General features: G+C 68.0%; 19 protein-coding genes and 2 tRNA genes. 13 read left to right on the top strand and 8 right to left on the bottom strand.

Going from position 1 to position 26,114, the window contains the following annotated elements:
• Window positions 1-49: 49 nt before the first annotated feature.
• Window positions 50-137, bottom strand: a tRNA-Ser gene (locus AC1DZQ_RS11450).
• Window positions 138-292: 155 nt separating this feature from the next.
• Window positions 293-2,572 carry a prolyl oligopeptidase family serine peptidase gene (locus AC1DZQ_RS11445; RefSeq protein WP_476963623.1) on the bottom strand — a complete coding sequence of 760 codons (2,280 nt, stop codon included), beginning with the start codon at window positions 2,570-2,572 and terminating at the stop codon, window positions 293-295.
• 84 nt (window positions 2,573-2,656) lie between these two features.
• Between AC1DZQ_RS11445 and AC1DZQ_RS11440 the strand changes: the two genes are divergently transcribed.
• Entirely contained in the window at window positions 2,657-4,810 is a 2,154-nt protein-coding gene (locus tag AC1DZQ_RS11440; protein ID WP_476963622.1) for an FAD/NAD(P)-binding protein, read from the top strand.
• Window positions 4,811-5,202: 392 nt separating this feature from the next.
• Here AC1DZQ_RS11440 and AC1DZQ_RS11435 read toward each other — a convergent pair whose 3' ends face one another.
• From AC1DZQ_RS11435 to AC1DZQ_RS11425, 3 genes are all read right to left on the bottom strand, one after another.
• Entirely contained in the window at window positions 5,203-9,762 is a 4,560-nt protein-coding gene (locus AC1DZQ_RS11435; protein WP_476963621.1) for an ExeM/NucH family extracellular endonuclease, read from the bottom strand.
• A gap of 374 nt (window positions 9,763-10,136) precedes the next feature.
• Complete coding sequence (locus AC1DZQ_RS11430) at window positions 10,137-10,940, bottom strand: VOC family protein (protein ID WP_476963620.1); 804 nt, start codon at window positions 10,938-10,940, stop codon at window positions 10,137-10,139.
• Between the two features lie 235 nt (window positions 10,941-11,175).
• Window positions 11,176-11,263 (bottom strand) — tRNA-Ser (locus AC1DZQ_RS11425).
• 163 nt (window positions 11,264-11,426) lie between these two features.
• Between AC1DZQ_RS11425 and AC1DZQ_RS11420 the strand changes: the two genes are divergently transcribed.
• The 7 genes from AC1DZQ_RS11420 (at window position 11,427) to AC1DZQ_RS11390 (ending at window position 18,113) form a co-directional block, all read left to right on the top strand.
• The gene (locus AC1DZQ_RS11420) at window positions 11,427-12,410 is read left to right on the top strand and encodes an NAD(P)H-quinone oxidoreductase (RefSeq protein ID WP_476963619.1); all 984 of its coding nucleotides are present in this window, start codon (window positions 11,427-11,429) and stop codon (window positions 12,408-12,410) included.
• Window positions 12,411-12,586: 176 nt separating this feature from the next.
• Complete coding sequence (locus AC1DZQ_RS11415) at window positions 12,587-13,123, top strand: PadR family transcriptional regulator (protein WP_476963618.1); 537 nt, start codon at window positions 12,587-12,589, stop codon at window positions 13,121-13,123.
• A 193-nt stretch (window positions 13,124-13,316) separates the two neighbouring features.
• Complete coding sequence (locus tag AC1DZQ_RS11410) at window positions 13,317-15,611, top strand: carbon starvation CstA family protein (RefSeq protein WP_476963746.1); 2,295 nt, start codon at window positions 13,317-13,319, stop codon at window positions 15,609-15,611.
• Between the two features lie 13 nt (window positions 15,612-15,624).
• Complete coding sequence (locus AC1DZQ_RS11405) at window positions 15,625-15,816, top strand: YbdD/YjiX family protein (RefSeq protein ID WP_476963745.1); 192 nt, start codon at window positions 15,625-15,627, stop codon at window positions 15,814-15,816.
• A 146-nt stretch (window positions 15,817-15,962) separates the two neighbouring features.
• Window positions 15,963-16,640: a bacterial proteasome activator family protein gene (locus tag AC1DZQ_RS11400; protein WP_476963617.1), complete on the top strand. Its 678-nt coding sequence runs from the start codon at window positions 15,963-15,965 to the stop codon at window positions 16,638-16,640.
• Window positions 16,641-16,647: 7 nt separating this feature from the next.
• Window positions 16,648-17,115 (top strand): hypothetical protein, encoded by a 468-nt coding sequence (locus tag AC1DZQ_RS11395; RefSeq protein ID WP_476963616.1) that lies wholly within the window; start codon window positions 16,648-16,650, stop codon window positions 17,113-17,115.
• Between the two features lie 152 nt (window positions 17,116-17,267).
• The gene (locus tag AC1DZQ_RS11390) at window positions 17,268-18,113 is read left to right on the top strand and encodes an aldo/keto reductase (RefSeq protein WP_476963615.1); all 846 of its coding nucleotides are present in this window, start codon (window positions 17,268-17,270) and stop codon (window positions 18,111-18,113) included.
• Window positions 18,114-18,261: 148 nt separating this feature from the next.
• Here the strand turns inward: AC1DZQ_RS11390 and AC1DZQ_RS11385 are convergent, their stop codons facing one another.
• The 3 genes from AC1DZQ_RS11385 to AC1DZQ_RS11375 are packed head-to-tail and all read right to left on the bottom strand — an operon-like array spanning window position 18,262 to window position 20,954.
• A complete protein-coding gene (locus AC1DZQ_RS11385) occupies window positions 18,262-18,519 on the bottom strand; it encodes a hypothetical protein (RefSeq protein WP_476963614.1) in 258 nt (85 codons plus the stop codon).
• 36 nt (window positions 18,520-18,555) lie between these two features.
• Entirely contained in the window at window positions 18,556-19,590 is a 1,035-nt protein-coding gene (locus AC1DZQ_RS11380; RefSeq protein WP_476963613.1) for a hypothetical protein, read from the bottom strand.
• A gap of 47 nt (window positions 19,591-19,637) precedes the next feature.
• A complete protein-coding gene (locus AC1DZQ_RS11375; protein WP_476963612.1) occupies window positions 19,638-20,954 on the bottom strand; it encodes an MFS transporter in 1,317 nt (438 codons plus the stop codon).
• A 364-nt stretch (window positions 20,955-21,318) separates the two neighbouring features.
• Between AC1DZQ_RS11375 and AC1DZQ_RS11370 the strand changes: the two genes are divergently transcribed.
• The 5 genes from AC1DZQ_RS11370 (at window position 21,319) to AC1DZQ_RS11350 (ending at window position 26,104) form a co-directional block, all read left to right on the top strand.
• Complete coding sequence (locus AC1DZQ_RS11370) at window positions 21,319-22,935, top strand: cellulase family glycosylhydrolase (RefSeq protein WP_476963611.1); 1,617 nt, start codon at window positions 21,319-21,321, stop codon at window positions 22,933-22,935.
• 218 nt (window positions 22,936-23,153) lie between these two features.
• On the top strand, window positions 23,154-23,450 hold the full coding sequence (locus AC1DZQ_RS11365) for a hypothetical protein (protein ID WP_476963610.1): 297 nt from the start codon (window positions 23,154-23,156) through the stop codon (window positions 23,448-23,450).
• An 87-nt stretch (window positions 23,451-23,537) separates the two neighbouring features.
• Window positions 23,538-23,717 (top strand): hypothetical protein, encoded by a 180-nt coding sequence (locus tag AC1DZQ_RS11360; RefSeq protein WP_476963609.1) that lies wholly within the window; start codon window positions 23,538-23,540, stop codon window positions 23,715-23,717.
• Window positions 23,718-23,797: 80 nt separating this feature from the next.
• Window positions 23,798-24,541 (top strand): HNH endonuclease family protein, encoded by a 744-nt coding sequence (locus tag AC1DZQ_RS11355; RefSeq protein WP_476963608.1) that lies wholly within the window; start codon window positions 23,798-23,800, stop codon window positions 24,539-24,541.
• A 747-nt stretch (window positions 24,542-25,288) separates the two neighbouring features.
• On the top strand, window positions 25,289-26,104 hold the full coding sequence (locus tag AC1DZQ_RS11350; protein ID WP_476963607.1) for a hypothetical protein: 816 nt from the start codon (window positions 25,289-25,291) through the stop codon (window positions 26,102-26,104).
• Window positions 26,105-26,114: the final 10 nt, after the last annotated feature.

Below are 26,114 nucleotides of genomic sequence, written 5' to 3'. Positions count from 1 at the left end.
ATCTGTCCGGGAACGCAAAAGGCCCCGGTCCGAGGACCGGGGCCAAACGCGGAGACGGGGGGATTTGAACCCCCGGTGGAGTTGTGCCCCACACTTCATTAGCAGTGAAGCCCATTCGGCCGCTCTGGCACGTCTCCAATTGCTATTACTAGCCAACCAAGGATACGCAGAAGGTGCCACGCAGTGCAAAACGGCCCGCCCGGAACATCGCGGGGTCACTTCCGGCCCATGAATCGGCGCCGGATGGGCGCGAAGCGACCCCGCGTTCCCTGGTGCTTTCGGGGGTGTTGGGTCAGGCCTCCTGGCCGGCCAGGGCCCGCCACAGGAAATGCTGGCTGCGGCTCTGCAGGGCCGCCGCCTGCCGGTTGTCCGAGGCCCCGGCGTGGCCGCCCTCGAGGGCCTCGTGGAACCAGACATTGGGGATGCCCATGGCCTGCATGCGGGCCGCCATCTTCCGGGCCTGGACCGGCCCCACCCGGTCATCCGAGGTTGCCGTCCAGATAAACGCCTCCGGGTAGTCCACGCCGTCCTTGAGCAGGTGGTACGGCGAGAACGTCTTCAGGAACTCCCACTGCTCCGGCACGTCAGGGTCGCCGTATTCGCCAATCCAGGAATAGCCCGCGGAAAGTTTTGTGTACCGGCGCATGTCCAGGAGCGGGACCCCGCAGGACACGGCGCCGAACAGCTCCGGGTACTGAGTGAGCATGTTGCCCACCAGCAGTCCGCCGTTGGAGCCGCCCACGCAGCCGAGCCGCTCCCGGGACGTGACACCGCGGGAGATCAGGTCCTTCGCCACGGCGGCGAAGTCCTCGTACGCGCGGTGGCGATTGCCCTGCAACGCGGCGCGGTGCCAGGCCGGCCCGTACTCGCCGCCGCCGCGGATGTTCGCCACCACGTAGACGCCGCCGCGGCGGTGCGGGGCCTCACCCTCGGCGCCGCTGGACTCCGCGGTGCGTCGCTCCAGCCACGCCCGGCCGATCGCGCCGCTGTACGCGGGCGTCCGCGATATCTCGAAGCCGCCGTAGCCGGACAGCTGGGTGGGGTTCTGGCCGTCCAGCACCAGGTCCTTGGCGGCCACCTGGAAGTACGGAACCTTGGTGCCGTCGCTGGAGACCGCGAAGTGCTGCTGGACTTCGTAGTCGGCCTCGTTGAAGAACGACGGCGAGGTCCGGATCACCTCGTGCGTGCTGGTTACCGAGCCGCCGTCGCGGGCGAGTGTCCCGCGGGTCAGGGTGGTGGGCGTCGTGAAGCCGGTGGCCACGAGCCAGAAGTCGTTCCCTGCGCCCGGCGCCTCGCCCTCGGCCACCGAGGCGGCGCCGCCGGTGCCGTCGTCGTCCGAGCCTTCGGCGTCGTCTTCGTCATCCACCGCGAAGGCATTGACGTCGTGCAGGGGCGGGCAGGCGTCCAGCACGGTGGCCTCCCACGCCGCGTCCGTGCCCGGGCGCCGCGGATCCAGGACGAGGATTTCCGAGGACACGTCCCGGAGCAGGTTCAGCAGCAGGAAGTCCCGCGTCCAGCTCCAGGACTGCAGGGAGGTGTGAGGATCGGGCGTGAAGAGCACCGCGAGGTCCCGGGAGCCGGCGAGGAAGTCCTCGAACCCGGCCGCGAGCAGGGAACCCGCCGGGTGGGTGGTGCCGTTGACGCTCCAGTCACGCTGCGGGCGGAACAGGAGCCATTCGCGGTGTGAGCTCAGGTTCACGTCTGCGGGCACGTCGATCTGCACCCACTGACCATCGCGCAGCACTGAGGTGTTCTTCTCGAAGAAACTGATCCAGTCGACGGCAAACGTGCGTTCGAAGCCCGGAGTGGAGTCGTGGGCCACGATCGCCATCATGTGGTCCTCGGGAATGTCGAACAGCTGCTCGGCCTGCGCCAAGGAGTCGCCCCGGCGCAGCTTCACCCCGGTCCGGGCATAGGACGAGGTGGTCCGCGGCAGGTCCTGGGCGGTGGTGGCGACCAGCAGGGTGTCCCCGTCCAGCCAGGAGGCGTTGCCCTTGCCGGTCGGGAGATCGAAGCCGCCGTCGGCCGGGTCCACGAAGCCGCGGGCCTCGACGTCGAACTCCCGGTGGCGGTTCGCGTCCCCGCCGTCGGGGGAGAATGCCAGCAGGGCCAGCCGGTGGGGTTCACCCGGGGCCGGGCGGAGGAAGTTGGCGCCGTGGAAGACCCAGTCCTGGCCCTCGGCGGCGGCGAGGGCGTCGACATCCAGCAGGATGTCCCACTCGGGGGTCCCGGCCCGGTAGCTGTCCCAGCTGGTGCGCCGCCACAGGCCCCTGGGGTTGTCCCGGTCCTTCCAGAAGTTGTAGTACCACTCGCCGTGCTTGCCCACCATGGGGATCCGGTCGGTGGAGTCGAGGACCTCCAGGATCCTGCCTTCCAGGTCGGCATAGTCGGCATCTTCGAGGAGTTCCTCGGTACGGGCGTTCTGTTCACGGACCCACGCCAGCTGCTCCTGGCCGTAGATGTCCTCCAGCCAGATGTTCTCGTCGACGGGTTCGGGGGAAGTCCCTGCAGCCGGGAGGGCACCGGTGGCTTGGCCGGACGCGGACGGGTGGTCAGCTTCTGTGGTGGTCATTTCCCCATCCAAGAACATCGGTGCGGCAGTGGCAAGTCACGCGGAAGTCAAGCCCGCGGCCGGGTTGCCGATACGCTGGATGCCGTGGGCATATCTCGAAGCATCCGGACGGCAGTGATAGGCGCCGGTCCCCGGGGCACGAGTGTGCTGGAACGGCTCCTCGCCAACTGGGCCTCCGCCGGCTTCGCGGGAACCCTGCACATCGACGTGATCGACCCCTACCCGGCGGGCCCGGGGCACGTCTGGCAGCCCGGACAGTCGCGGCTGTACCTGATGAACACACAGTCGTTCTATCCCACCGTGGTCCCCGAGGATCCGGAGCTCGCGCCGCCCCTGGCCGGGCACACGTTCGACCAGTGGCGCGAACTCCAGCAGGCCCACCCGCACCCATCACTGACTGACGAGGAACGCGCCGAGGTTTCCAGGCTCGGCGAGGCGGACTTCCCCAGCCGGGCGCTCTACGGCCGCTACCTGCGGTCCACCCTCGAGGAACTGCTCACCGTGCTGCCCGCCGGCGTCAGCGTGGACTTCCACCCGGCGAAGGCGACGTCCATCCGCCACGCCGCCGCGGAGCCGGCCGGCCCGGTGGCCGCGCCTGAGCGACAATCGGTGCGGTTCGACGTCGTGCTCGACGACGGCTCGGTGCTTACCGTCGACTCCGTGGTGCTGGCCGTGGGCCACCTCGACGCGCGGCTGAACCCCGAACAGCGGGAGCTGCTCTCCGCGGCGGAGGAGCTCGGTCTCCTGTACGTGCCGCCGGCGGCGCCCGCCGACGTCGACTGGTCCCGGGTGCCGGCCGGCAAACCTGTCCTGGTGCGCGGCATGGGCCTGAACTTCTTTGACGTGATGGGACAGCTGACGGAAGGACGGGGCGGCCGGTTCGTTGACGAGCAAAGCAACGGTGAACTGACGTATCTGCCGTCCGGCCGCGAACCGCTCATCATCGCAGCCTCACGCCGAGGAACCCCTTACCGGGCGAAGGCGACGCTCACCGGCTACTACCCGGGCGAGGTCCAGTTGCGGTACTGCACCGAGCATGCGATCGCGAAGTTCGCCGACTCCGGAATCCGGCCCTCCTTCGACTTCGACCTCTGGCCGCTCCTGCACCGGGATGCGATCTGGGCCTACTACTCGACGCTTGCGCGCTCGCAGCCCGATGCCATCCTGACCGGCCCGGGCGAGTTCCTGCGCGCCCTGGACGAGTCCCTGCGGCCGCACGCGCATTCGACCGCGAAGTGGGAGAACGCCACGGATTCGGTGATTTCCGTCCATGTCCGGGCAACTCGCCGCCTCGACCTGCTGGGCCTCGCGGCGCCTCTGGCTGGGCGCTCGTTCGACTCGCGGGCTGAACTGGACGCCGCCGTTGTCGACTATCTGCTCGACGACGCCCGGCGCTCGGCACTTGGCGAGGACGACCCCGTGAAGATGGCGATCGGCGCGCTGCACCACGGCAGGGCGGTACTGAAGACCGCTGTGGCCGACAGTGGCATCACGGACGAATCCTGGGTCGCGGGCCTCCGGGGCTGGTTTGAATCCTTCGTGGAAGGCCTGGCGAGCGGGCCGCCGGCGTTACGCTCTGCGCAGCTCGCGGCGCTGGCGCGGGCGGGGGTAGTCCGCTTCGTGGGCCCGGACCCAAAGTTCGGCGTGGATCGCCGGGCCCGGACGTTCACCGCGGCGTCGCCGTGGGTGGGCGGCGGAGCCGATGAAAGCGCCGACGGCGGGTCGGGAAGTACCGCAATGGAGCCTGCCGGCGTCGGCAGTGTCGCCGCGGGCGGTGCTGCCGTGGGCGGTTTTGTGGGCAGTGCCGGCGTGCTCGGTGCTGCCCCCGGGACGGCGAACGCAGTGGCGGGCTCCGGCTCGGGCTCGGTGGTGGGCGCCGTGTCCGCGGCGGCGATGATCGAGGCGCTGGCACCGGCCAACCGGGTGGCCGTCAACTCCTCGCCACTGCTGGAACAGTTGCTGGCCGAGGGGCTGGTGCGGCCGCGTCTGATGATGACCGTGGAGGGGGTCCCGGTGCAGACCTCCGGGCTGGACGTCGTCCCGCATCCGTACCGGCCGCTCGGCGCCAACGGGTCCGTGACGCCGGGACTTTACGTGCTGGGGCTCCAGCTCTCCGCCGCGCAATGGGGCACGGCCATCGCCGCCGAGGCCCGGCCGAAGTCGGGACCGGTCTACCGCAGCGGCCAGCGCACCCTGCGCGACGCCGACGAGATCGCCCGCGACATCCTGGCCCACTAGCCCACCTCGCAAAAATGGACATGCCCTCCCTTAGGACCGGGCAATGGACCCTTGGTGCTTATGTCCAGTGCTGCGCGCCCGGAATGGGCATGCCCTCCGGCTAGGCCGCCTTCGCCCGGCTCGCAAAAATGGACATGCCCTCCCTTGGGGCCGGGCAATGGACACTTGGTGCTTATGTCCAGTGCTGCGCGCCAGAAATGGGCATGCCCTGTGACTCGCCTGCCTCGCAAAAATGGGCATGCCCTCCGGCTAGGCCGCCTTCGCCCGCCTCGCAAAAATGGACATGCCCTCCCTTGGGGCCGGGCAATGGACACTTGGTGCTTATGTCCAGGGCTGCGGGCCAGGGGAGGGCATGTGCCGTGGTGTGGGCCTAGGAAGCCCGGGTTACGGCATCAGCCATTCAGGCACTTCCGGTAGGCGGCCATGGCTGTCCCGTAATTCACCTGGCCCACGACGTCCGCGGGCCTGGTCGGCTTGACCGGAGGCGTGCACTTCGGCGGGACCGGGACGCTGGCTGCGACCAACACGGCCGCTTTCACCACGGTGCCGGATTCGACGGCGGTGAGCACCAAGGTGCCCGCACCGGCGGCGGCTCCGGCCGGAACCTTCACGTCCACCTGAGCGGCGCCGGCGGTCACCGGCACGGTGCCAAGGTCCGTCACAGTGCCGGCCGCATCCGTGAACTCGGCGCGCAGCGAGGCATTCACCGGGCTGCCCAGCGAGGTGAGGTCCAGCTTCGAAACCGCCAGGGTGATGGATTCGCCGCCCTTGACCTCGGCCGCCGTCGTGTTCACAACGGCCACCGAGCGTCGGGCGAAGTCCGGCGAGACCGGGTTGTGCGACTGCAGGTACTTGATCCACGCGTCGCGGTCCACGAGCCCGGAGTCCTTGGTGCCTGCGCCTGCCTTGAAGACACGGAAGTTGTCGCCGCCGGTGGCCAGGAAGTTGAACGTCCCGATCCGGTACGACTTCGCCGGGTCGACCAGCGCACCGTTGACCCGGATTGAGGTGATCCGGTCACCGGCGGCGCGGGCCGCGTCGTAGGTGTAGTTCACGTTCTTCGACAGGCCCAGCTGCTGATACGCGCGGCTGGGAACCGTGCCGTCCGGGTTGGTCTGCCACTGCTGCTCGAGCAGGGTCTTGAACTGCGCACCGGTGAGGGACGTGGTCCACAGATTGTTCACGAACGGCAGCACCGCGTTGGCCTCGGCGTAGGTGATGGTGCCGTCGGGTGCGTAGAACAGCTCGTTGCGCAGACCGCCCGGGTTGACGACGCCGATTTCGGCGGCGCCGAGGTCCGGCGCCTTCAGCGCATCCACAAGGGAGTCCGCCACCAGGTTGCCGAGGGTGGACTCGCTGGCCCGGTCATCGCGCACGGCCGGGGAACCGGCGAACGCCGTCGTGATATCCGCGGTGACCTTGCCGACAGGCTGGTTGCCGACCACGGCGGCGTCGGCCAGGGCCTTGTCCACGATGGCCTTGACGGCCGCGACCCGCGGGTACTGCGCCACGAGATCGGCGGCCGGCTGCGCTGCGCTGGTGGTCCGCTGGACGTTGCCGGCCTTGTAGCCGGTCACCGACATGGTCTTGGTGTCGATGGTCAGCTGGATCTGGCCGATGAACTCGCCGTAGTTACCGGTCTGGACGATCGGGCGGGTCCTGCCGGTGGGCTGGCCCGCCGCATCCAGGACCGGGGCGTCCCAGGAGTACTGCTTGTGGGTGTGGCCGTTGAAGATCGCCGCAACATCCGGGGTGACTTTCTGGACCATCTTGGCGAAGGGGCCGCCCGCGGCGATTTCCTGCTCCAAAGTGGCGCCGTCGGGCGCGCCGGACCCGGCGCCGTCGTGGTTCTCCACAATGATGACGTCGGCGAGCTTGTCCGCCTTGATCTTCGCCGCAACGCGGTTGATCGCGTCGACGGGGTCGCCGAACTCAAGGTCCGCGATGCCCGACGGCGTGACCAGGGAGGGCACTTCCTGCGTGACGGTGCCGATCACGGCGACCTTCACGCCGTTCATGTCCAGAACCGTGTACTCCGGCAGGACCGGGGTGGTGGTGCCCTTCGCGTAGACGTTGGCGCCCAGGTACGGGAACTTGGCGTTGGTCCCACCGGCGGTGACGCGGTCGCGCAGATCCGCCCAGCCGCCGTCGAACTCGTGGTTGCCCACCGCAGAGGAGCGCAGGTCCAGGGCGTTCAGCACGTCGATGGTCGGCTGGTCCTTGGCCACCGCGGAGGCGAACAGCGAAGCGCCGATGTTGTCACCGGCCGAGATGAACGCCGTGGCGCCCGGGGCGGCAGCGGCACGCAGCTTCTCGATGGTCCCCGCGAAGAACACGGTATTGGAATCGATGCGGCCGTGGAAATCGTTGATGCCCAGGAAATTCAGCTCCACGCTGGCCGGCGTGACGGGCAGGTTCAGCCCCACCACCACCGGATCATGGTCGCTGGCGCGGAACTGGTCCGGAGCATAGTAGTCGGTGACGTTGTTGTTGTAGCGGCTGTACTCCAGCGCCACGGACTCCACGGAGTTGATGTTCCAGATGTCCGCGCCGGTGACGGCGGCGTTGGCCGCCGGCGAGGCGAGGATGTGGTCCAGCGAGCCCACGAGGCCGCCAAAGAGGTAGGAATGCTTGGCGGAACCGTCGGCGTTTTTCGCCTTTTCATCCTGGTTGACGTACCCCGCGCCCGTGAGGACGTTGATCGGGTCCTCCTTGGCGTAGGAGTTGAAGTCGCCGATCAGGAACACCTTGTCCGTGCCCTTGGACTTCTGCAGTTCGTCGGAGAACGCCAGCAGGGACTTGGCCTGGGCGGTGCGGGCGAGGTTCGAGGCGCCCTGGCCCTTGTCGGTGTCCTCCGGCGTGGCGGCGGAGCCCTTGGACTTGAAGTGGTTGGCGATCGCGATGAACTTCTTGTCATCGGCGGCGCCGACGGGCTTGAAGACCTGGGCCATCGGCTTGCGGGCGCTGGCGAAAGCGACCGTGTCGTTGTGGATGATGGACTCGCCCACCGGTTCCGCCGCGGCTTTCTTGAAGATGAACGCGGTGCGGATCATGTCCTCGTCGGACAGCGGGGGTGCGTTGGCGGGCGTGCGGACATAGTCCCAGATCCCCGGTGTGGCGATGTTCAGCGCATCCACCAGCTTGGCGAGCGCGTCGTCCCGGGTCTTGCCGAACTGGGCCGAGTTTTCGACCTCCATCAGGGTGACGACGTCGGCCCCGGACTTGGTGATGGCGGCGACGATCTTGTCCTGCTGGCGCTTGAGGTTCTCGGCGTTCGCGGCGCCGCGGACGTTGCAGCCATCCTTGACGGTGATGGGGTTGCCGTCGCGGTCCGTGTAGAACTTGCAGCCGGCGATCTGGTCGCCCGTGGTGGGGAAGTAGTTCAGCACGTTGAAGGAGGCGAGCTTGAGGTTGCCTCCCACGGCTGCCGGGGTGTCCGCGCGGGTGGCGCCGAAGCTTGCCGGCTGGACGGTGTCTGCGTTGGCGGCCGTCAGCTGGGTCAGGGGCTGGAACTTCCAGGCGTTGTTCGCGTAGCTGAGCACCACGTCGGTTTTGAATGTCACCGGCGCGCCGACCCGGACGTGGTCGGCCGTGGTCAGGTACGGGAGCACCTGGGCCTTGGTGGCGGCGTCCTTGAGGAAGTTCGTAGTGGCGCCGTCGTCGAGCTTGATGCCGCGGGCGGCGTTCGCCGCGGCCGTGGCGGTGTACTCCGCGGAGCCGAAGGGCGCGACGGCGGTGGGCTGCTCCAGCGCGGTGGTGCCGCCGGCCAGGCCGATCTCGCCGTACTGGTTCAGCGAGAAGTTGTCCGCCACGGTGACCGGACCCTGCGGGGTGAGCAGCATGCCTTCGAGGGACTCACGGAAGGTCTCGTCGGCGGGGAGGGCGAAGCCGGTGGCCTTGACCTCGGGGGCGGCCTCGGTGAGCTTCTTCAGATCGGCAGCCGCGGCGACGTTCAACTGCGTCATGCCGAAGAATTCGCTGACAGCGCCGGTGAGTTCGACGTAGTCGCCGATCCTGACGGAGTCGACCGTGGACGGCGAGTAGACGAACACAGCGTCCGACGCCGCGTGGTTGGCCGGGGTGAGATCGCCGCCCGTGCCGGGGGTCTGGACGTAGTAGCCGGCGAATCCGCCGGTGGGGAACGTGGCAGTGACCCGGCCGCGCGTGATGACCGATGCTCCTGCCAGCGGGCTCGCGGCGCCGCTGCCCTGGATTTCGGCGATGGACTTGGCGGCCGGGGGGGTGCCGGGGCCTGGATCGACGGGCGGGTCCACGGGGCCGGGAGCCACACCATTGGCGGCCTTTGGCGTGATGGCTGCGTTCAGCGTCGCGTCGGCGAAGTTGTTATTGGTGTCGGCGCCGTTGCTGCGGTTCAGGCTCTTGACGTCGGCGTTGCCCGAAGGCGCAGCGGCCGTCTGGGTCTCGAACGTGTTGGACGTGCCGTAGCCGAGCAGGTCGGCGACATTGGCCGGTTCAATGACCGAGCCGGTCGGCAGCGGGTTGAGCGCGCCGGCCTGCGTGGCCAGCACGATCGTGCCGCCACCTCCGGCCGGGTTGAAGCCGGTCGCGGTGGCGTCGGCTGCCGGCAGGTCGGCACCGGCTGTGCCGTTGCTGCCGCCCTTGAGCAGGTAGTAGCCCTTGGCGGGAATGCTGCCGGCCAAGGCCGCAACGGAGCTCGGCGCCCCCGTCCCCGTGGCGGAGCGGTACTGGAGAGACCAGCCCTCCAGCGAGACCGGGGCGTCGGAGCCGTTGTAGAGCTCGACGAACTTGTTCTTGAAGGCAGCGCCGGAGCTGCCGCCGCTGAGGTAGGCCTCGTTGATGACCACCGGCGAGGTTCCGGTTGCTGCCGGGGCGGCCTCCACGGCATTGGCCGGCACGGCCGCCAGCGGGGCCGCTATCAGCGCCGCCGACACGGCTGTGCCCAGCGCTGTTTTCCAGGGTGTTAGTTTCATCCGCTCTAACTCTCATTAGGGTGCCCCGGGTAAAGGGCAGGGTGCAGTGCGTCCGCAGGGTGTAGCGGACTATGGCCGGCATGAACTCCTGGTCAAGTCGTGCCGGGCCTATCCAAACAGGGGTGAATGAACAACGTATGGATTAAACGTGCATTCGGCGGGACGTCCCCCAGCGAGACGCGCCGCAGCCTTCCCGGAGCGGCTCGAAAGCCCCGGGCAATGGTGACTGGTGTTGCAGGCGAGCATTGTCCGGGTGCTTCCGCCGGACGCTCCACAGCAGAATACCGGCCAGTAGCCCTTGGGGAAGGGTCTGGCCGGTATTTCCTACAACAATTTTTGTAATTAGGTGGGAGGAGCTTTTGAGTCCTGGCCGATTAAGCGTCCGCGGCGGACTGATCGCCCTGTCCGGTGTCAGCCACGATCTTGAACATGGCACCGGTGGGGTCGGTCAGCGTGGCGAGCCTGCCGAACGGGGTGTCGTCGGGTCCGTCGATCACCTTGGCGCCGAGAGACACTGCCGTCTCGATGGAGGCGTCGGCGTCTTCCACGGCGAAGTAGACCTGCCAGTTGGACGGGACCTCGGCGGGGAGATAGGCCGACGCGTCCATGATCCCGGCCTTGGCCGCCGGACCTGCGCCCAGCGTGGTGTAGCGGAATTCCGGGGTGTCGCTCATGACGTCGGTGTCCCAGCCGAACACGTCCTGGTAGAACTTGACGGCCGCTGCGTAATCCTTGGTGTGGAGCTCGTGCCAGGCCGGGGCTCCGGGCTCGGCCGCCAGCTCATAGCCCTTCATCTCAGCCGGCTGCCACACGCCGACCGACGCGCCCGTGGCGTCGGCGATCATGGCCATGCTGCCCTGTTCGGGGACGTCCATGGGCTGCATGTAGACCTGGCCGCCGTGTTCCGTTGCGGCCTTGACGGTCGCAGCGGCGTCCTCCGAGCGCAGGTACGTGGACCACATGTCCGGCCAGGCGGCCTGATCCTCCTGCTTCTGCATCAGGCCGGCGACAGACTTGCCGTCCTTCCAGGCGGTGATGTAGCCGCCGTATTTTGCTTCGTCGCCGGTCTGGTATGTCCAGCCGAACAGCGCACCGTAGAACGACTTGGCCTTCTCAGCATCTGAAGTCATGAGGTCGATCCAGCATGGTGCGCCGTTGGAGTGCTCGGGTGTGGGCATGGGAGCTCCTGCTCTCTGTGGCGGCCATGGACGTGCGGCCGCCGGACTCTGGTTTGTAGTGGAGACGGGGTGATGGAGACACAGAGAGACTATGACGGGGCACCGACAGTTTCAATGGGGCCGGCCGGGGGAGCTGCCTCTGGCGGGCCCCGCGAAACGACGTCGCGGGACCGACCCAGCGCGCAAAAATGCCCCCGCTTCCGACATGAACTGCAGGAGGCGGGGGCATTGTCCGCGGAAGGTAAGAGATTCGAACTCTTGGTACGGGGTCACCGCACACTGGTTTTCAAGACCAGCTCCATCGGCCGCTCGGACAACCTTCCCTAACGAGTAGTCTTTCATAGGCAGTCGGCTGCCACAAAAACCAAAAACACCGTGCGCTTGCGGACGCGTGCAGCTCCCCGCCATATTCTGGGGAGTGATGTTGATCGGACCTGGTGATCGCGGCGAACGTGCGCGGAGCCAGTTAGGAATCGGGAGTGCTCCATGAAGGCTGTCTATATCTCAGAGCCCGGCGGACCCGAGGTCCTGGAAGTCCGTGAGGTTGAGGCCCCGGTGGCCGGCCCCGGCGAGGTGCTGATCGACGTCGTGGCCGCGGGCCTTAACCGTGCCGACGTCCAGCAGCGCAAGGGCTTCTACCCGCCGCCCCCGGGCGCCTCCGAGATCCCGGGGCTGGAGGTCTCCGGCCGGATTGCAGGGTTCGGCCCGGGCGTGACCAAGGCGTTTTCCGTGGGGGACAAGGTGGTGGCGCTGCTCGCCGGCGGCGGCTACGCCCAGCAGGTGGCCGTGCCTGCCGGGCAGGTCCTGCGGATCCCCGACGGCGTGGACCTGGTCACGGCGGCATCGTTGCCCGAGGTCACGGCGACGGTCTATTCCAACCTGATCATGACGGCGCAGCTGCAGCCGGGCGAAACCGTCCTCATCCATGGGGCCACGGGCGGTATCGGCACCATGGCCATCCAGCTGGCCAAGGCCGTTGGCGCCCGGGTGGCCACCACCGCCGGCAACGCGGAAAAGGTCGGCACCGCCAAGGCCTTCCTCGGGGCGGACATCGCCATCAACTACGCGGAGGAAGACTTCCCGGCGAGCCTGCGCGCGCAAAACGGCGGCAAAGGCGCAGATGTCATCCTCGACGTCGTCGGGGCCAAGTACCTCGAGCAGAACATCGATGCGCTCGCCGACTACGGGCGCCTCGTGGTGATCGGGCTGCAGGGCGGCGCGAGGGCGGAACTGGACCTTGGACAGCTGCTCCGGAAGCGGGCCGCAATCATCGCCACTGCACTGCGTCCCCGCCCGGTCGAGGAAAAGACCGTGATCATGAACGCCGTCCGCGACGCCGTGTGGCCCATGCTGACCGACGGCCGGATCAGGCCCCTCGTGGCCAAGACCTTCCCGTTGGACCAGGTCGCCGCCGCGCACACCTATTTCGATTCCGGCGACCACGTGGGCAAGGTGCTGCTGGTCATGTAGCCGGCTGCTGGCTGGCTTAAACCGCAGGTCAGGGGCGATCTATTCCGTTCCAGGCATGCGCTGTTTTGCGGTCGGGGCGGCAATAGCGATACCGTAGGTCCATACGCGGTATACACGCGTCTTGGGGCGCGTGTATGCTGTGTGGTTTCGTGACTTCTTGATTTCGGGGGGGCGCCATGTCTATCCGTCAGAGTCTCCTCGCCCTCTTGCAGGACCGGCCGCGCTACGGCTACCAGCTCAGGACCGAATTCGAGGACCGCACCGGTTCCTCCTGGCCGCTGAACATCGGGCAGGTTTACACCACCCTTGACCGGCTGGAACGCGACGGGCTGGTCCGCAACGACGGCGGCGACGGCGACGGGCACGTCATCTACAGCATCACCGCGGCCGGCCGGACTGAAGTCAGCGCCTGGTTCGCGGCTCCGGTACCCCGCGCAAATCCGCCCCGGAATGAACTGGCCATCAAGCTCGCCCTGGGCCTCACGATTCCCGGGACCGACGTCGGCGCCATCATCCAGGCCCAGCGGGCGGTCTCCATCCGGGCGCTGCAGGAGTACACCAAGTCCCGCCGTGACACGGCTGCGCTCCAGCGCCCGGCCGATACCGCCAGGCTCCTGGTGCTGGACTCCCTCATCTTCCAGACCGAAGCCGAAGTGCGCTGGCTGGACCTCTGCGAGGCCCGCCTCATGCAGCTCAGCAACCTCCAGGCGTAACCGGACCGACCGCTTGTCGCGCCATCCACACCGCCGGGCGCAGGGCCCCCGCCAGGGCGCGGCCGCATTGGTAGGGTGCGGGAGGCAGTTCTGTACCGGTGGACTGCCCAGTCGGGTTTCTCAAGGAGGAGACATGGGCACAATGCCAGATGGCACACAACGCGAAAGCACAAACAGCAGCGCGCACAGGAGCATGCACGGCGTCAGCACGCACGGAACAGTACAACTCGACGACGGGGTCGTTCCGGATCCGTCCCTCCCGCCGACGTCGGTGGATGAGTCTGTCCGCGACTCCGCTGACCGCACCTGGACGCCCGCCAAGATCGCCCTGTGGGCGGCCATCGCGCTGCTCGGCGGCGTCGCCTGGTTCATGCTCGCAATCATCCGCGGCGAGACCGTCAACGCCATCTGGTTTGTGTTCGCGTCGGTCTGCACGTACCTGATCGGCTACCGCTTCTACTCCAAGGTCATCGAGCGCTACCTGCTTAAGCCCAACGACCGCCGCGCCACCCCGGCCGAATACAAGGCCGACGGCAAGGACTACGTCCGCACGGACCGCAACGTCCTCTTCGGCCACCACTTCGCCGCCATCGCCGGCGCCGGCCCCCTGGTGGGCCCGGTCATCGCGGCACAGATGGGCTACCTGCCCGGCACGATCTGGATCATCATCGGCGTCGTCCTTGCCGGCGCCGTCCAGGATTACCTCGTCCTGTTCTTCTCCATGCGCCGCGGCGGCCGTTCCCTGGGCCAGATGGCCCGCGAGGAACTCGGCGTCATCGGCGGCACCGCCGCCCTCGTCGCGACCCTGCTCATCATGGTGATCATCGTCGCCATCCTCGCCCTGGTGGTCGTCAACGCCCTGGGCGAAAGCCCGTGGGGCGTCTTCTCGGTCGGCATGACCATCCCGATCGCCCTCTTCATGGGCGTCTACCTGCGCTACATCCGGCCGGGCAAGGTCATGGAGGTCTCCCTGATCGGATTCGTGCTGCTCATGGCCGCCATCATCGGCGGCGGCGCCGTGGCGGGCACCGAATGGGGTGCCGCGTTCTTCCACTTGGACAAGGTCACCATCGCGTGGGGCCTCATCATCTACGGCTTCATCGCAGCCATCCTCCCCGTCTGGCTCCTCCTGGCCCCCCGCGACTACCTCTCCACCTTCATGAAGATCGGCGTGATCGTGATGCTGGCCCTGGCCATCATCGTGGTCCGCCCCGAGATCACCGTGCCGGCCTTCAGCGAATACGCCGGCCGCGACAACGGCCCGGTCTTCTCCGGCGCCTTGTTCCCGTTCCTGTTCGTCACGATCGCCTGCGGCGCGCTGTCCGGCTTCCACGCCCTGATCGCGTCCGGCACCACACCGAAGCTGATCGAGAAGGAACGCCAGACGCGCCTGATCGGCTATGGCGGCATGCTGATGGAATCCTTCGTTGCCATCATGGCCCTCGTCGCCGCAATCTCCATTGACCGCGGCATCTATTTCGCCATGAACGCCCCCGTGGCGCTGACCGGCGGGACGGTCGAGACAGCGGCCGCATGGGTCAACGGCCTGGGCCTGTCCGGCGTCAACATCACGGCCGGCGACCTCGCGCAGACGGCCAAGGACGTGGGGGAGCAAAGCATCGTGTCCCGCTCGGGCGGCGCGCCCACCCTCGCCGTCGGCCTTGCCCACATCATGCAGCAGTTCATCGGCGGCACCGCGATGATGGCGTTCTGGTACCACTTCGCCATCATGTTCGAGGCCCTCTTCATCCTCACGGCCGTCGACGCCGGCACCCGCGTTGCCCGCTTCATGCTCCAGGACTCGATCGGCAACTTCGTCCCGAAGTTCAAGGAGCACTCCTGGCGCCCGGGTGCCTGGCTCTGCACCGCCATCATGGTGGCCGCCTGGGGTGCGGTCCTGATCATGGGCGTCACCGACCCGCTGGGCGGCATCAACACCCTTTTCCCGCTGTTCGGCATCGCCAACCAGCTGCTGGCGGCCATCGCCCTCTCGGTCTGCCTGGCCATTGCCGCCAAGCGCACCGCACTGAAGTACCTGTGGATCGTGGCGGCGCCGCTGGCGTTCGCCGCCGTCGTGACCATCACGGCGAGCTTCTACAAGATCTTCTCGCCCGTTCCGGCGGTGGGCTACTTCGCCAACAACGCAGCCTTCGCCAAGGCTCTGGCGGACGGCAAGACCTCCTTCGGCACCGCCAAGACACAGGCCGCCATGGAGGCCGTGGTCCGCAACACCATGATCCAGGGATGGCTTTCGATCATCTTCGTGGTGCTGAGCATCATCGTCATCATCACGGCAGTGATGGCAACCATCCAGGCCCTGCGGAACACGGCCGCTGGGCTCCCCAACGCCGAGAACGAAGACCCCGCACGGGCCTCCCGTGTCTTCGCCCCGGCAGGCTTTGTTCCCACGGCGGCGGAGCGTGACCTCGTGGCCGAGTGGAACCAGCTCCCGGCCGGGGAACGGCTCGAAAAGTCCGGGCACCATTGATGCGGAGCCGGACCTGAACGCGGTCCTTGCCGGGTTCCGCGGCTTTGCCGCGTACCTCGGCGGAGTCCTGGGCGCCGATGCCTACAAGAAGTACCTGGAACACCATGAGGCCGCCGGGCACACCAGCGCGCCCCTCACTGAGCGGGAGTTCTGGCGTGACCGGACCGACCGGCAGGACACCAATCCGCAGGGGCGGTGCTGCTGAGCGGTGCTGCAGCACAGGCGCTACTGCGCAGGTGGCCGGCCGGGGCCGGGGGAGGGGCGGTGTTGGGCGCAAGTGCGTCCGACGGCGCCTCTCCGCTTGCGGCGGACGCCGGGTCCGCGTCGCCCGGCGCGTGAGAGTATGAAGCCATGAGCGATCAGCACGACACTCAGTCCGGCGCCCAAACCGCCGACGACGTTCCCGTCGAAGGCACGCCCGTGGACGACGCCCTGCCCGGGACGCCGTCGGTGACACCGGCTGCAGTGCCGGCCGGACACGCCGGCGCACCCGGATCCGGGCCCAGGCCGCCCCGGGGAAGCGAACTTCAGGACCTCGTGGACCAACCCGCGAAGGTCATGCGGATCGGCACCATGGTCAAGCAGCTGCTGGACGAGGTGAAGTCCTCGCCGCTGGACGACGCGGCCCGCGTCCGGCTGGCTGAAATCCACGACCGTTCCATCAAGGAACTCGAGGACGGACTGGCCCCGGAGCTCGTTGAGGAGCTCGAACGGCTCAACCTTCCCTTTCCGGAGAACGCCACCCCCTCCGATGCGGAACTCCGGATAGCCCAGGCCCAGCTGGTCGGCTGGCTTGAGGGACTCTTCCACGGCATCCAGACGGCCGTCGCGGCGCAGCACGCCGCCAGGGAGCACGCCTACGCCCAGATGCAGCTGCGCCAGCTGCCGCCCGGAACAGTGATCGCGCCAGGCGTCATCATCGGGGAGAACGGCGAACCGGTCCGCGCCGCGGCGCCGCGTCGCGGCGCGGATTCCTCGGAGTCACCCGAACGCGCGGAACCGGACCACGGTCCGGGCCAGTACCTTTAGCGCGACCTTGGGCTTCTTCAGCGCAGCCTTGCAAGGCCGCAGGGACGACGCCGAACTCGGCAAGGGCCTCTGGCGGCGCGCCCATGACCGGTTCAACCGCGGACTTGACCGCTACCACCAGGTCCTCGAGGGGGTCGAGGAGGAGGCGCTGTACGGCGAACTCGTCGAGATCGCCAACCAGCTCTCCGCGCTCGCGCCCCGGGTCCGGCAGGTCTGCGTGGAGGCCCAGCGGCGCTTTCCAAGCAATGGATTGGACATCCCGGGGCCGCTGGCAGGGGTTCACCGGGCTCTGTCGACGGCTGGCAATTCCCTGGCCATGACGGCTGAGGCAGCCGCAATGCTCCGCCTCGCCGTGGGGCCGGTCCCGGCGGGTGCCGCGTCGGTGTGGCGGCGCGCCGAGTCCGTGCTGGAACAGGTCCACGACGCCGAGCGGCGGCTTGCGGAGGCTGACGGCCAAGGGCCGACGCCGGCCTGAGCCGTCCCGCGCACCAGCGCAGCGGCGGCCCGGCTCCCCATGACCGGCGTTCCCGATATTCGCCGGTAATCCCGGGTATTCCCGGTTACGCGCCTAGCTTATCGGCGCCCCTGTCGCTGGCCGGACGGCCCGGATGTTGGCAGGATAGTTATATGACTTTTTCACCGGAACTGACTTTCAATGACGGCAACACCATCCCCCAGCTCGGTTACGGGGTGTGGCAGGTTGAAGATGACGTGGCCGAAAAGGTGGTTGTGCAGGCGTTTGAGGCTGGCTTCCGCCACATCGACACGGCAAAGATCTACGGCAACGAAGCAGGCGTGGGCCGCGCGATTGAGCGCTCCGGCCTCAAGCCCGAGGAAATTTTCATCACCACCAAGCTGTGGAACGCGGATCAGGGCTACGAGTCCACTCTGAAGGCGTTCGAGGAGTCCATGGAGCGACTGGGCCTCGAGACCCTGGACCTGTACCTGATCCACTGGATGCAGCCCAAGCAGGACAAATACGTTGACACCTGGAAGGCGCTCATCGAGCTCCAGAAGCAGGGCCGGGTCAAGACCATTGGCGTCTCCAACTTCACCAAGGATGGCCTGCAGCGACTGATCGACGAGACCGGTGTGGTTCCGGCCATCAACCAGGTGGAGCTGCACCCGTTCTTCAGCCAGGCCGATCTCCGCGAATTCAACGCGTCCAAGGGCATCCTCACCCAGGCGTGGTCGCCGCTGGGCCAGGGCGGAGAGCTCCTCGAGAGCCCCGTCATTTCCCAGATTGCCGCCAAGCACGGTGCCACCCCGGCCCAGGTGGTCATCGCCTGGCACCTGGCCATCGGTAACGTGGTCATCCCGAAGTCGGTGACCGAGTCCCGGATCCGCGAGAACTACGCGGCCCTGGACGTTAGCCTGGACGAGACCGACATCCAGGCCATCAACGGGCTGGACCGTACCGCCGAAGACGCCGGCCGGATCGGCCCGGACCCGGCTGTCTCCGACTTCGCCTAAGCAACTCCCACGACGCCGGCAGCCAGCGGGCGTTCGCACAGGGCCTTCACCCCGGACAGGGTGGAGGCCCTTCGCGCGCCCGGCCCAATCCGGCCCGTCGGGACAGCGACACACGGGACATGGGCGCCGCTCCGGAAAATCTCCGGCGTCAGGCGGCGGCCCGGCGCTCTTTCGCCGGGATGGCATCGACGACGGCCCAGCCGTCTTCGCCCGCAACGCACCGGCTGGCGAAGCGGTCCGCGGCGGCAGCATCATCGAAGCCCTCGGTGCGGATCCGGCCGCAGTCGGTGTCCAGGTAGGTGACCGCGAAATACAGTGCGCCATCCTGTGCGTCGTTGAAGTCCGCCTCAAAATCTGAATCAAATTCCCGGGGGGAACTCTGCTGGAAATTCTGGTTGTTCTCCATGATTCCAGTGTGCAACCGACCTCCGACACTAAGACTTTACGGCTCCGGCGTGTTGCCAAGCCGCAGCACTCGTTCCCGGGCCAGGACTTCCTTGCGGCGTTGCCGGTCCGCGGCCCGTGCCGCATGCTGCGCCATAGCCGCCGCCAGCTCGTGACGCTTCCGTGCTGCTTTGAGCCCGGTTTCTGCCGCGTCCAGCCGCCGCCTGAGTTCGCGCGCCTCATCGGCCAGCCGAGTGCTTTCCGCCGTCGCCTCCGCCAGCTCCGCGGCCGCGCGGAGTGCTTCCTCGTCGGCCTCCGCGGCGGCCTCTTCGGCCGCCTCGAGGGCCGCCCGCGCCCGTTCCACCACCGACGGCGTGGGCGTCACCCGTGCCGGCCCGACGGCCCGGAGGCGGGGCTGTTCCGCTGATTTTCCGCCGGCAGCCTCGCCGCGATGTGCGGCCCGGTCCGCCGGTTCGGTTTCGCGGGCGCCGGGCGCTGGTTCTGTGCCGCGGACGCTGGCCGTTCCAGGCGCGGCTCCGGGACCGGGCGCCGCGGCCGCGCGGCTCCCCGGGACAGCCACGGCGCCGGCGAGGTCGACGACGTCGACCCCGTCTGCGGAGAGTGCCCGGAGCAGACAGCCGCTCTGCACGGCGGCTGCGGCCCCCGGGTCGGCGGTGGCGGCCCGCAGGGTCTGCTCCACTTCCGTCGCCACGGTGGCGCTGATGGCCCGTCCGTGCTGGGCCGCCAGTGCCTGTGCTGTCTTTACCGCGCTGGCGAGAAGCTGGCGCCGCTGCTGGGCGAGGCGGCGGAGATCCGCGGCATCCAGGGCGTCCTGCGCGGCCTGCATCGACGTTCCCAGCCCAGCCAAATCCCGCAGGAGTTCGGGGCTGTGCGCCGCCAGTATGTTCACCGCCCAGGCCGCCACCGACGGCTTCGGCAGGGCCCGGACTTCGGCCGCCAGGGCGCGTTGCTCGGCCGCGGTGGCGCCCACGGAACTGACTTCTTTGGCTGCGGCCGTTCTCGCAGCCACGAACTCCCCGTACGGCAAGGCATAGAGCGGCCTGGCAATGCCCGCAAGTTCCAGCGATCCCATGCAAGCATCATAGGAGTCCGGCCCCGCCACGAGTTCGCTACCCGTCATCAGACCCGGTGGCGCCGGGCCCTGCGCAGCGTTACGAGCAACAGGACCAGGGCCGTCGCCTGGAGTGCGGCCACGGCAGCGATGAGCGCTGGCTGTGCACCGTAGAGCGACCCGTACAGGACCCCACCAGCCAACGCACCGGCCCCCTCGAACGCCGCGAACACCCCGTATGCCGTGCCCTGCCGGGGCTGGGGCACCAGATCGGCGACCAACGCCTTGACCGTGGAGTCCTGGATGCCCGTGGCCGCGCCCCAGACCAGGACGCCGGCGAGCACGAGCCCGGCGCTCGGCGCCAGGGCCAGCACAGGCACCCCCATGATCAGCACGGGCAGAGCCAGGAGCACGGCCGCCCCCGCGCGATCGTAAACGACACCACTGGCGAGGGCCCCGACGGCGCCGGCCCCCATGGCGCCGGCGTACAGCAGCGGAACCACGGCGACGGGGACCGCGACGGCGGCCGTCAGATGGTAGGAGATGATGCCGAAGGCCACCAGCCCGGCGCTCCAGAAGAATGCGGCCAGGGCAAACAAAATGAAGACGCTGGAGAACGCCGACGGCGGCCGGCCGTCGGATTTCCCGCGGGACGGAACCGAACCCGGCGCCGCGGCGTCCGACGGCGGCAAGCCGGCGGCGTCGGGCGCAGCTCCGTCCGCGCCGGGATCCCGGATGCGGCGGCGCAACCAAACCAGAATTGCCAGCGTGGCCGCCGCCGGGATGACGAGCACCGCAAAGGCTGCCGGCAGCGAGCCGGTGGCAACCAGCACCGCCGAAGCGAGCAGCGGGCCCAGGAGCGCCCCGGCCAGATCGAGGGATTTGTGGACGGCGAAGCCGCGGCCCCGGCCAACCGGCTTGGCCGCTGCAGCGAGCAGCACGGTTTTCGCCGGGCTGCGGACGGCTTTGCCAACCCTGTCCCCGATGATGAGCACGGCAGCCAGGGCCATCCCGGCGGTCCCGGCGAGCGGCGTCAACGCCAGCAGCGGGATGCACACGGCCGTGAGCGCATACCCGGCCATCGTGAAGGCCCAGTATTTCCCGGTGCGGTCTGCCCAGGGACCGAACACCAGCCGGAGTCCCTGGGCCGCGGCCTCCGCGGCGCCGGTCACGAGGCCGACGAAAAGCGCGGACGCACCGAGCTGGGCGAGTAGGGGACCTCCCAGCGGGCGGGCGCCGTCGGACACCATGTCCGCAGCGAGGCTGACCAGGCCGAAGCCGACAACCGGGCCCCACAGTCGGTGCCGCCGATTGTCGGTTTGGCCTCCGGACCGCGACGGCGGGAGTTGCTGGCGGGCTGGCGGCCTGCGCCCGGGCCGTTCCATTCCCTAAGGCTGGCGGACGGCCCGGAAAAAGACAACACGCAGGTCAGGGGCCTGTGGCCGCGTCGAGGCGCGGAAGGAAATATTGGCCAAAGGGGATCTTTCTTGGCGGCAGCTTGGTACTTTTTGAGAGCCGATCCGCATTGTGCGGGCCGGGGGGACCCACAATGACGGATTGAAAGGCTTCACATCCATGAGCTCGGACGGCTCCCGCCGGCACCAGCCGGAAGGGGCCTTCATCCTCGGTGCCGCCCCGCGCGCCAAGAGCCGCACCAATACCAAGGCAGCACCCGCACGCCACTCTCACGGAGGAACTGTGAAACCGTTTTCGAATCCGCCACGTCACGCCGGGGGAAGGCGCCCCACCGTGACGGCTGCGCTTCTGGGCATCGCTGTGGCTGCCGGACTGGCTCTTACCGGCGTCGCCGTGGCCGCGCCGCCCCTGGCCTCTGCCGCCACAACGCCGCCCCTGGCCTCTGCCGCCACAACGCCGCCGCCGTCCACCGGATGGCTGCACACCTCAGGCGGGATGATCCTGGACTCGAACAACGCCCCGTACACCATCAAGGCCGCGTCCTGGTTCGGCATGGAAACCCCTGACTGCATGCCGCACGGCCTCTGGGGGACCCTGACCATTGACGAGGCCCTGGCCAACATCAAGTCGATGGGATTCAACACCGTCCGCCTGCCGTTCTCCAATGAGTGCTTGGCCGCGACAACCATCAAGGGCAACCTGAACTACTGGGCCAACCGCGCCTACGCGCTTGAGGGCAAGACGCCCCTGGTCCTGATGGACACGGTGATCGCCCGCGCCAAGGCCAATGGCCTGCAAATCATCCTGGACCGGCACCGGCCATCCTCCGCCGACCAGTCCCCGCTCTGGTACACCGCCGCCTACCCGGAGTCGAAGTGGATCGCTGACTGGAAGATGCTCGCCGCCCGTTACAAGAACGATTCCACTGTCATCGGCGCCGACCTTCACAATGAGCCCGCCGGGGCGGCGACATGGGGCGGGGCCGCCGCCACGGACTGGCAGGCCGCGGCCACCCGCGGCGGCAACGCCGTCCTGGCCTCCAACCCCAACCTGCTGATCCTCGTTGAGGGCATCGAGAACCAGGGCAACGGCACCTCCACCTGGTGGGGCGGCGGCCTGGCCGACGTCAAGAACAAGCCGGTCACCCTGGCCACGCCCAACCGTGTGGTCTATTCCCCGCACGACTATCCGGCGTCGCTGTATGCGCAGAAGTGGTTCGGCGACGCCAGCTACCCCAACAACCTGCCGGCCGTGTGGGACGCCAACTGGGGGTACATCCAGAAGCAGGGCATCGCGCCGGTTCTGCTCGGCGAGTTCGGGACCGCGCTGCAAACCACGTCGGACAAGCAGTGGATGGAGAAAATCGTCTCGTATCTCGGGACCAACTCCATGAGCTTCGCGTATTGGTCGTTCAACCCGAACAGTGGCATCACCGGAGGCCTTGTCCAGGCGGACTGGCGCACCCCGGAGGCTGCCAAACTGGCCGCGCTCGCGCCTATCCTGAGTGGCACCCCGACGCCGTCACCGACCGTCAGCCCGACGCCGACGCCGACGCCGTCGCCCACCGTCACCCCGACTCCCACGCCGTCACCCACGGTCACGCCGACCGCCACCCCGACCCCGACGCCGACGCCGTCTCCCGCGCCGACGTCGGGCGGGTCGATCAGCGCGGTCTGGAAGCTCGGCAGTTCGTGGACCGGCGGCTACGTGGCCAATATCGAGGTCACCGGGCTCCGGGGGGCGCCCGGTTGGAGCGTGAGCTGGCCCGATCCGAACGTCACCCGGGTGGCCAACTCCTGGGGCATCAGCTGCACCGTCATCCCCAAGGTGTCGGTGACCTGCAGCGGCTCGGACTGGGCCACTAAGGTCGCCGCCGGCCAGAAACTGTCCGTGGGCCTGCAGGTGGATTCCCTGAAGGCTCCCGTCAACCCGGTGCTCACCCTGAAGTAGCCGACCGCGCAAGGGCGCGGCGTGTTTGAATACCCGGCCGCTTTGGGACAGCGGGCTGCTCCTGCGCTTTTGACGGCTGTCCCGACGGCGGTCCGCGGGACTCACGACGTCCTCAGTCCGCGACGTATTGACGACTGCGCGGCCCGGGCGTAGACCGTGCCATATCAAACCAATTGCAGGCCGTTGCCTTGCGGCCTGCCGCCTGTGAGGAGTAGATAATGGCCGTCGCAGTCATCATGGAATTTACCGGTGCCACGCTGGAGCAATATGACCAGGTCATCGGCAAGATGGGCTTGACCCCGGGAGGGCCCGCACCGGCTGGCGCCCTCGGACACTGGGTGGCCGCCACCGACGACGGGATCCTCGTCACCGACCTGTGGCAGACGAAGGAACTCTACGACGCCTTCGCGAAGGACCAGATCGGCCCGTTCAGCGCCGAAGTCGGTATCCCCGCGCCGCCCACAGTGAAGTATCTGGACGTCCACAATTACTTCACCCCGGGGGCCGGCACCTGACCGAAGGGAACGCCTGGATCAGCCACCGTTGCTGTCCCTGAAACAAGGGAACCCCCGGAATCGTTGATTTCCGGGGGTTCCCTTGTTGTGCCGGATGGACGGACCCTCACGGTCGACGCCGAAATGTACGCCATCACCAGGGTGGAACTGGGCTACACGGTGCAGACGCTGATCATCGACCGGACAGAACCCACTGACAAGGACCTGGCGGCCCTGGAGTCATTGAAATCCACCGTTAAAGGTTTCCCCGGAACGACACGACCTTAGTTGCGCGTGAGCGACTCCATGCTCCGGCCTGCACGGGCCAGGGGCCCGATGCGGGTAACCTGATCCTTTTCGCCGCACACATGATTGGCATGAACATCACTCGCTACGCCGCCACCAAGACCCTGACCGTCCTTACCGGCCTGCTCCTCGCAGGCTCGCTCTCCGGCTGTGACACCGCAGCCCACGTTGGCACAAAAGTCGCGGACGCCGTGCACAGCGCCTCCGCCGCGGCGGGCGCTCCTGCGGCCGGGTCGGCCAACCCCGCCGAGACCGCCACCGCCGTGGCAAGACTGGCGTCTATTCCGGTGAAGGGCAAGGCCCCGAAGACCGGCTACAGCCGCGGACAGTTCGGCGCCGCCTGGTCCGATGTGGATCACAACGGCTGCGACACGCGCAACGACATGCTCCGCCGGGACCTCACCGATGTGACGACCAAGCCGGGCACCAAAGATTGCGTCATCGCCTCCGGGAAGCTTGCCGACAAATACACCGGCAAGACCATCAATTTCACTCGTGGCGAGAACTCCGCGGACGTCCAGATCGACCACATCATCCCGCTGTCCCTGGCCTGGCAGACCGGAGCCCAGCAGATCACCGCCGGCCAGCGCCTCCAGCTCGCCAATGACCCCTTAAACCTCATGGCGGCTGACGGCCCGGCGAATCAGCAGAAGTCGGATAGCTCCGCCGATGCGTGGCTGCCAGCCAACAAGGCGTTCCGCTGCGAATACGTCGCCCGCCAGACGGCTGTGAAGGCCAAGTACAAGCTGTGGATGACCCGTCCCGAGCACGACGCCATCGCCGGCATCCTGGCGAGCTGTAAGTAGGCCACGGCAGTGCGTCCCTGAGTCCTACATGGGGCCGCGCCGCACCCGCCTGCAGGTGTGTCATCGGCTTCTGCCTGACGCTGCTCAGCACCTGACGAACACTGCACATCGGTCCTCCCGAGACGGCGGGCTCTCACCTCACCGCAGAGCCATCGGCGTGCGGATCGTGGCCGTGTCCGAAGACGGGCTGGCTGGTGACCAGGGCAGCAGCGGTGACGGCGGCTATCACCAGCGCGCCGACGGCGACCATGCGGCGCTGCACTTTGGTGAGAGCCGCGGACTCATGAGCCCGGCGATGCGGGTGACGAGCCAGAGGCCTATGACGGCGGTATGCATCGCCGCGAACAGACGCGGGACAGGCAAAGGGCCACTTGCCATGGCCTCCACGGCCCACGCCATCTGCACGACACTGAGCACTAAGAAGAAGACACCGTACAGCCACCACGCGGAGACATGCTCGGAGACGACGGCCAGATGGATGAGTCCGGCGCCGAGCGACGCGCATGCCGCCCACCACCGGATCACCACCCCGCCAAGAATCCCCTGGCCCCAGGCACCAACGGAGGATGCCGATGATGCCGATCGGCAGCAATCTGGATCAAGGCTGGATAGTACCTCCAGGACGTAGGTGCCGTCGGGAAATGTGCGGTAAGTGACTTCTCTGATGCTTACCCTGTGTACGGCGCCACGCCGTCGAGACGAGGCTGCGGAGCGTCTGCGCATGTTGTGTTGTGAAAGCATCAACCAATGGGGGAGATCATGAGAGCGAGCCGGACAACAGGCTGGACCATCGCAACGGCATCGCTGATGCTGGCCACAGGCTGCGCACAAGGGCCAGGGGATGCGGCACCCGATGGAAGCCCGCCCACGGGATCCCAAGCCCAGACAGCGCCACCCAGTGCCTCGGCACTGGCAAGCCCGGCAGCGACTCAGTCTCCGACGGACCAGACCCAGTCAAGCCAGGTCCCCGCCGGCGGCCTGCAGGTCAACACCATCCCCCTGGGCGGCAGTAACCTCGACGTTGAGGCGAAACTTCCGATCAACGGCTACTGGGCCGGTCCCGGCCAGGAGATCACCTACGACGCTTCATCCTCCCTGGGCACCGTCGGCAAATACGAGTGGGACCTGGACGGGGACGGTACTTATGACGAGACCACGACGTCGCCGGTCCTCAAGCACGCCTACGCCACGCCGTTCGAAGGACAGATGATCCTGCGGGTCTCGAGCCCTCTCGGCAGCACCAACATCCTGAAGACCCCGGTCCACATCGGCAGTGTCGGTCCCAACGGCATCCCGCTCGCCCCTCCGACCAACGTCAAAGCCCAGGCCGTCTCCGCCGACGGCACCCAGGTGAAGGTCACATGGGAGTCCAATGACCCGACAGCTGACTCCTGGGCCGTCGCCGTCAACGGGGTCCCCGTGGGCCGCATTGAAAAGTCGGCCCGCTCCGTAACGCTCACCGACATCCAGCGCGGCAAGGACGTCCTCCTGGAAATCTTCGGCATCACCGCCGACGGCAAGGTCGGCGAACGCGCGGGAACGACCCTGCCGGCTGCCAAGTAGGGACCTCTTC

This window comes from Arthrobacter sp. P1_C12_2 (genome assembly GCF_056406415.1).
The sequence above is the reverse complement of the archived record's forward strand: the minus strand, read 5'-3'. Positions and strand labels throughout refer to the sequence as shown.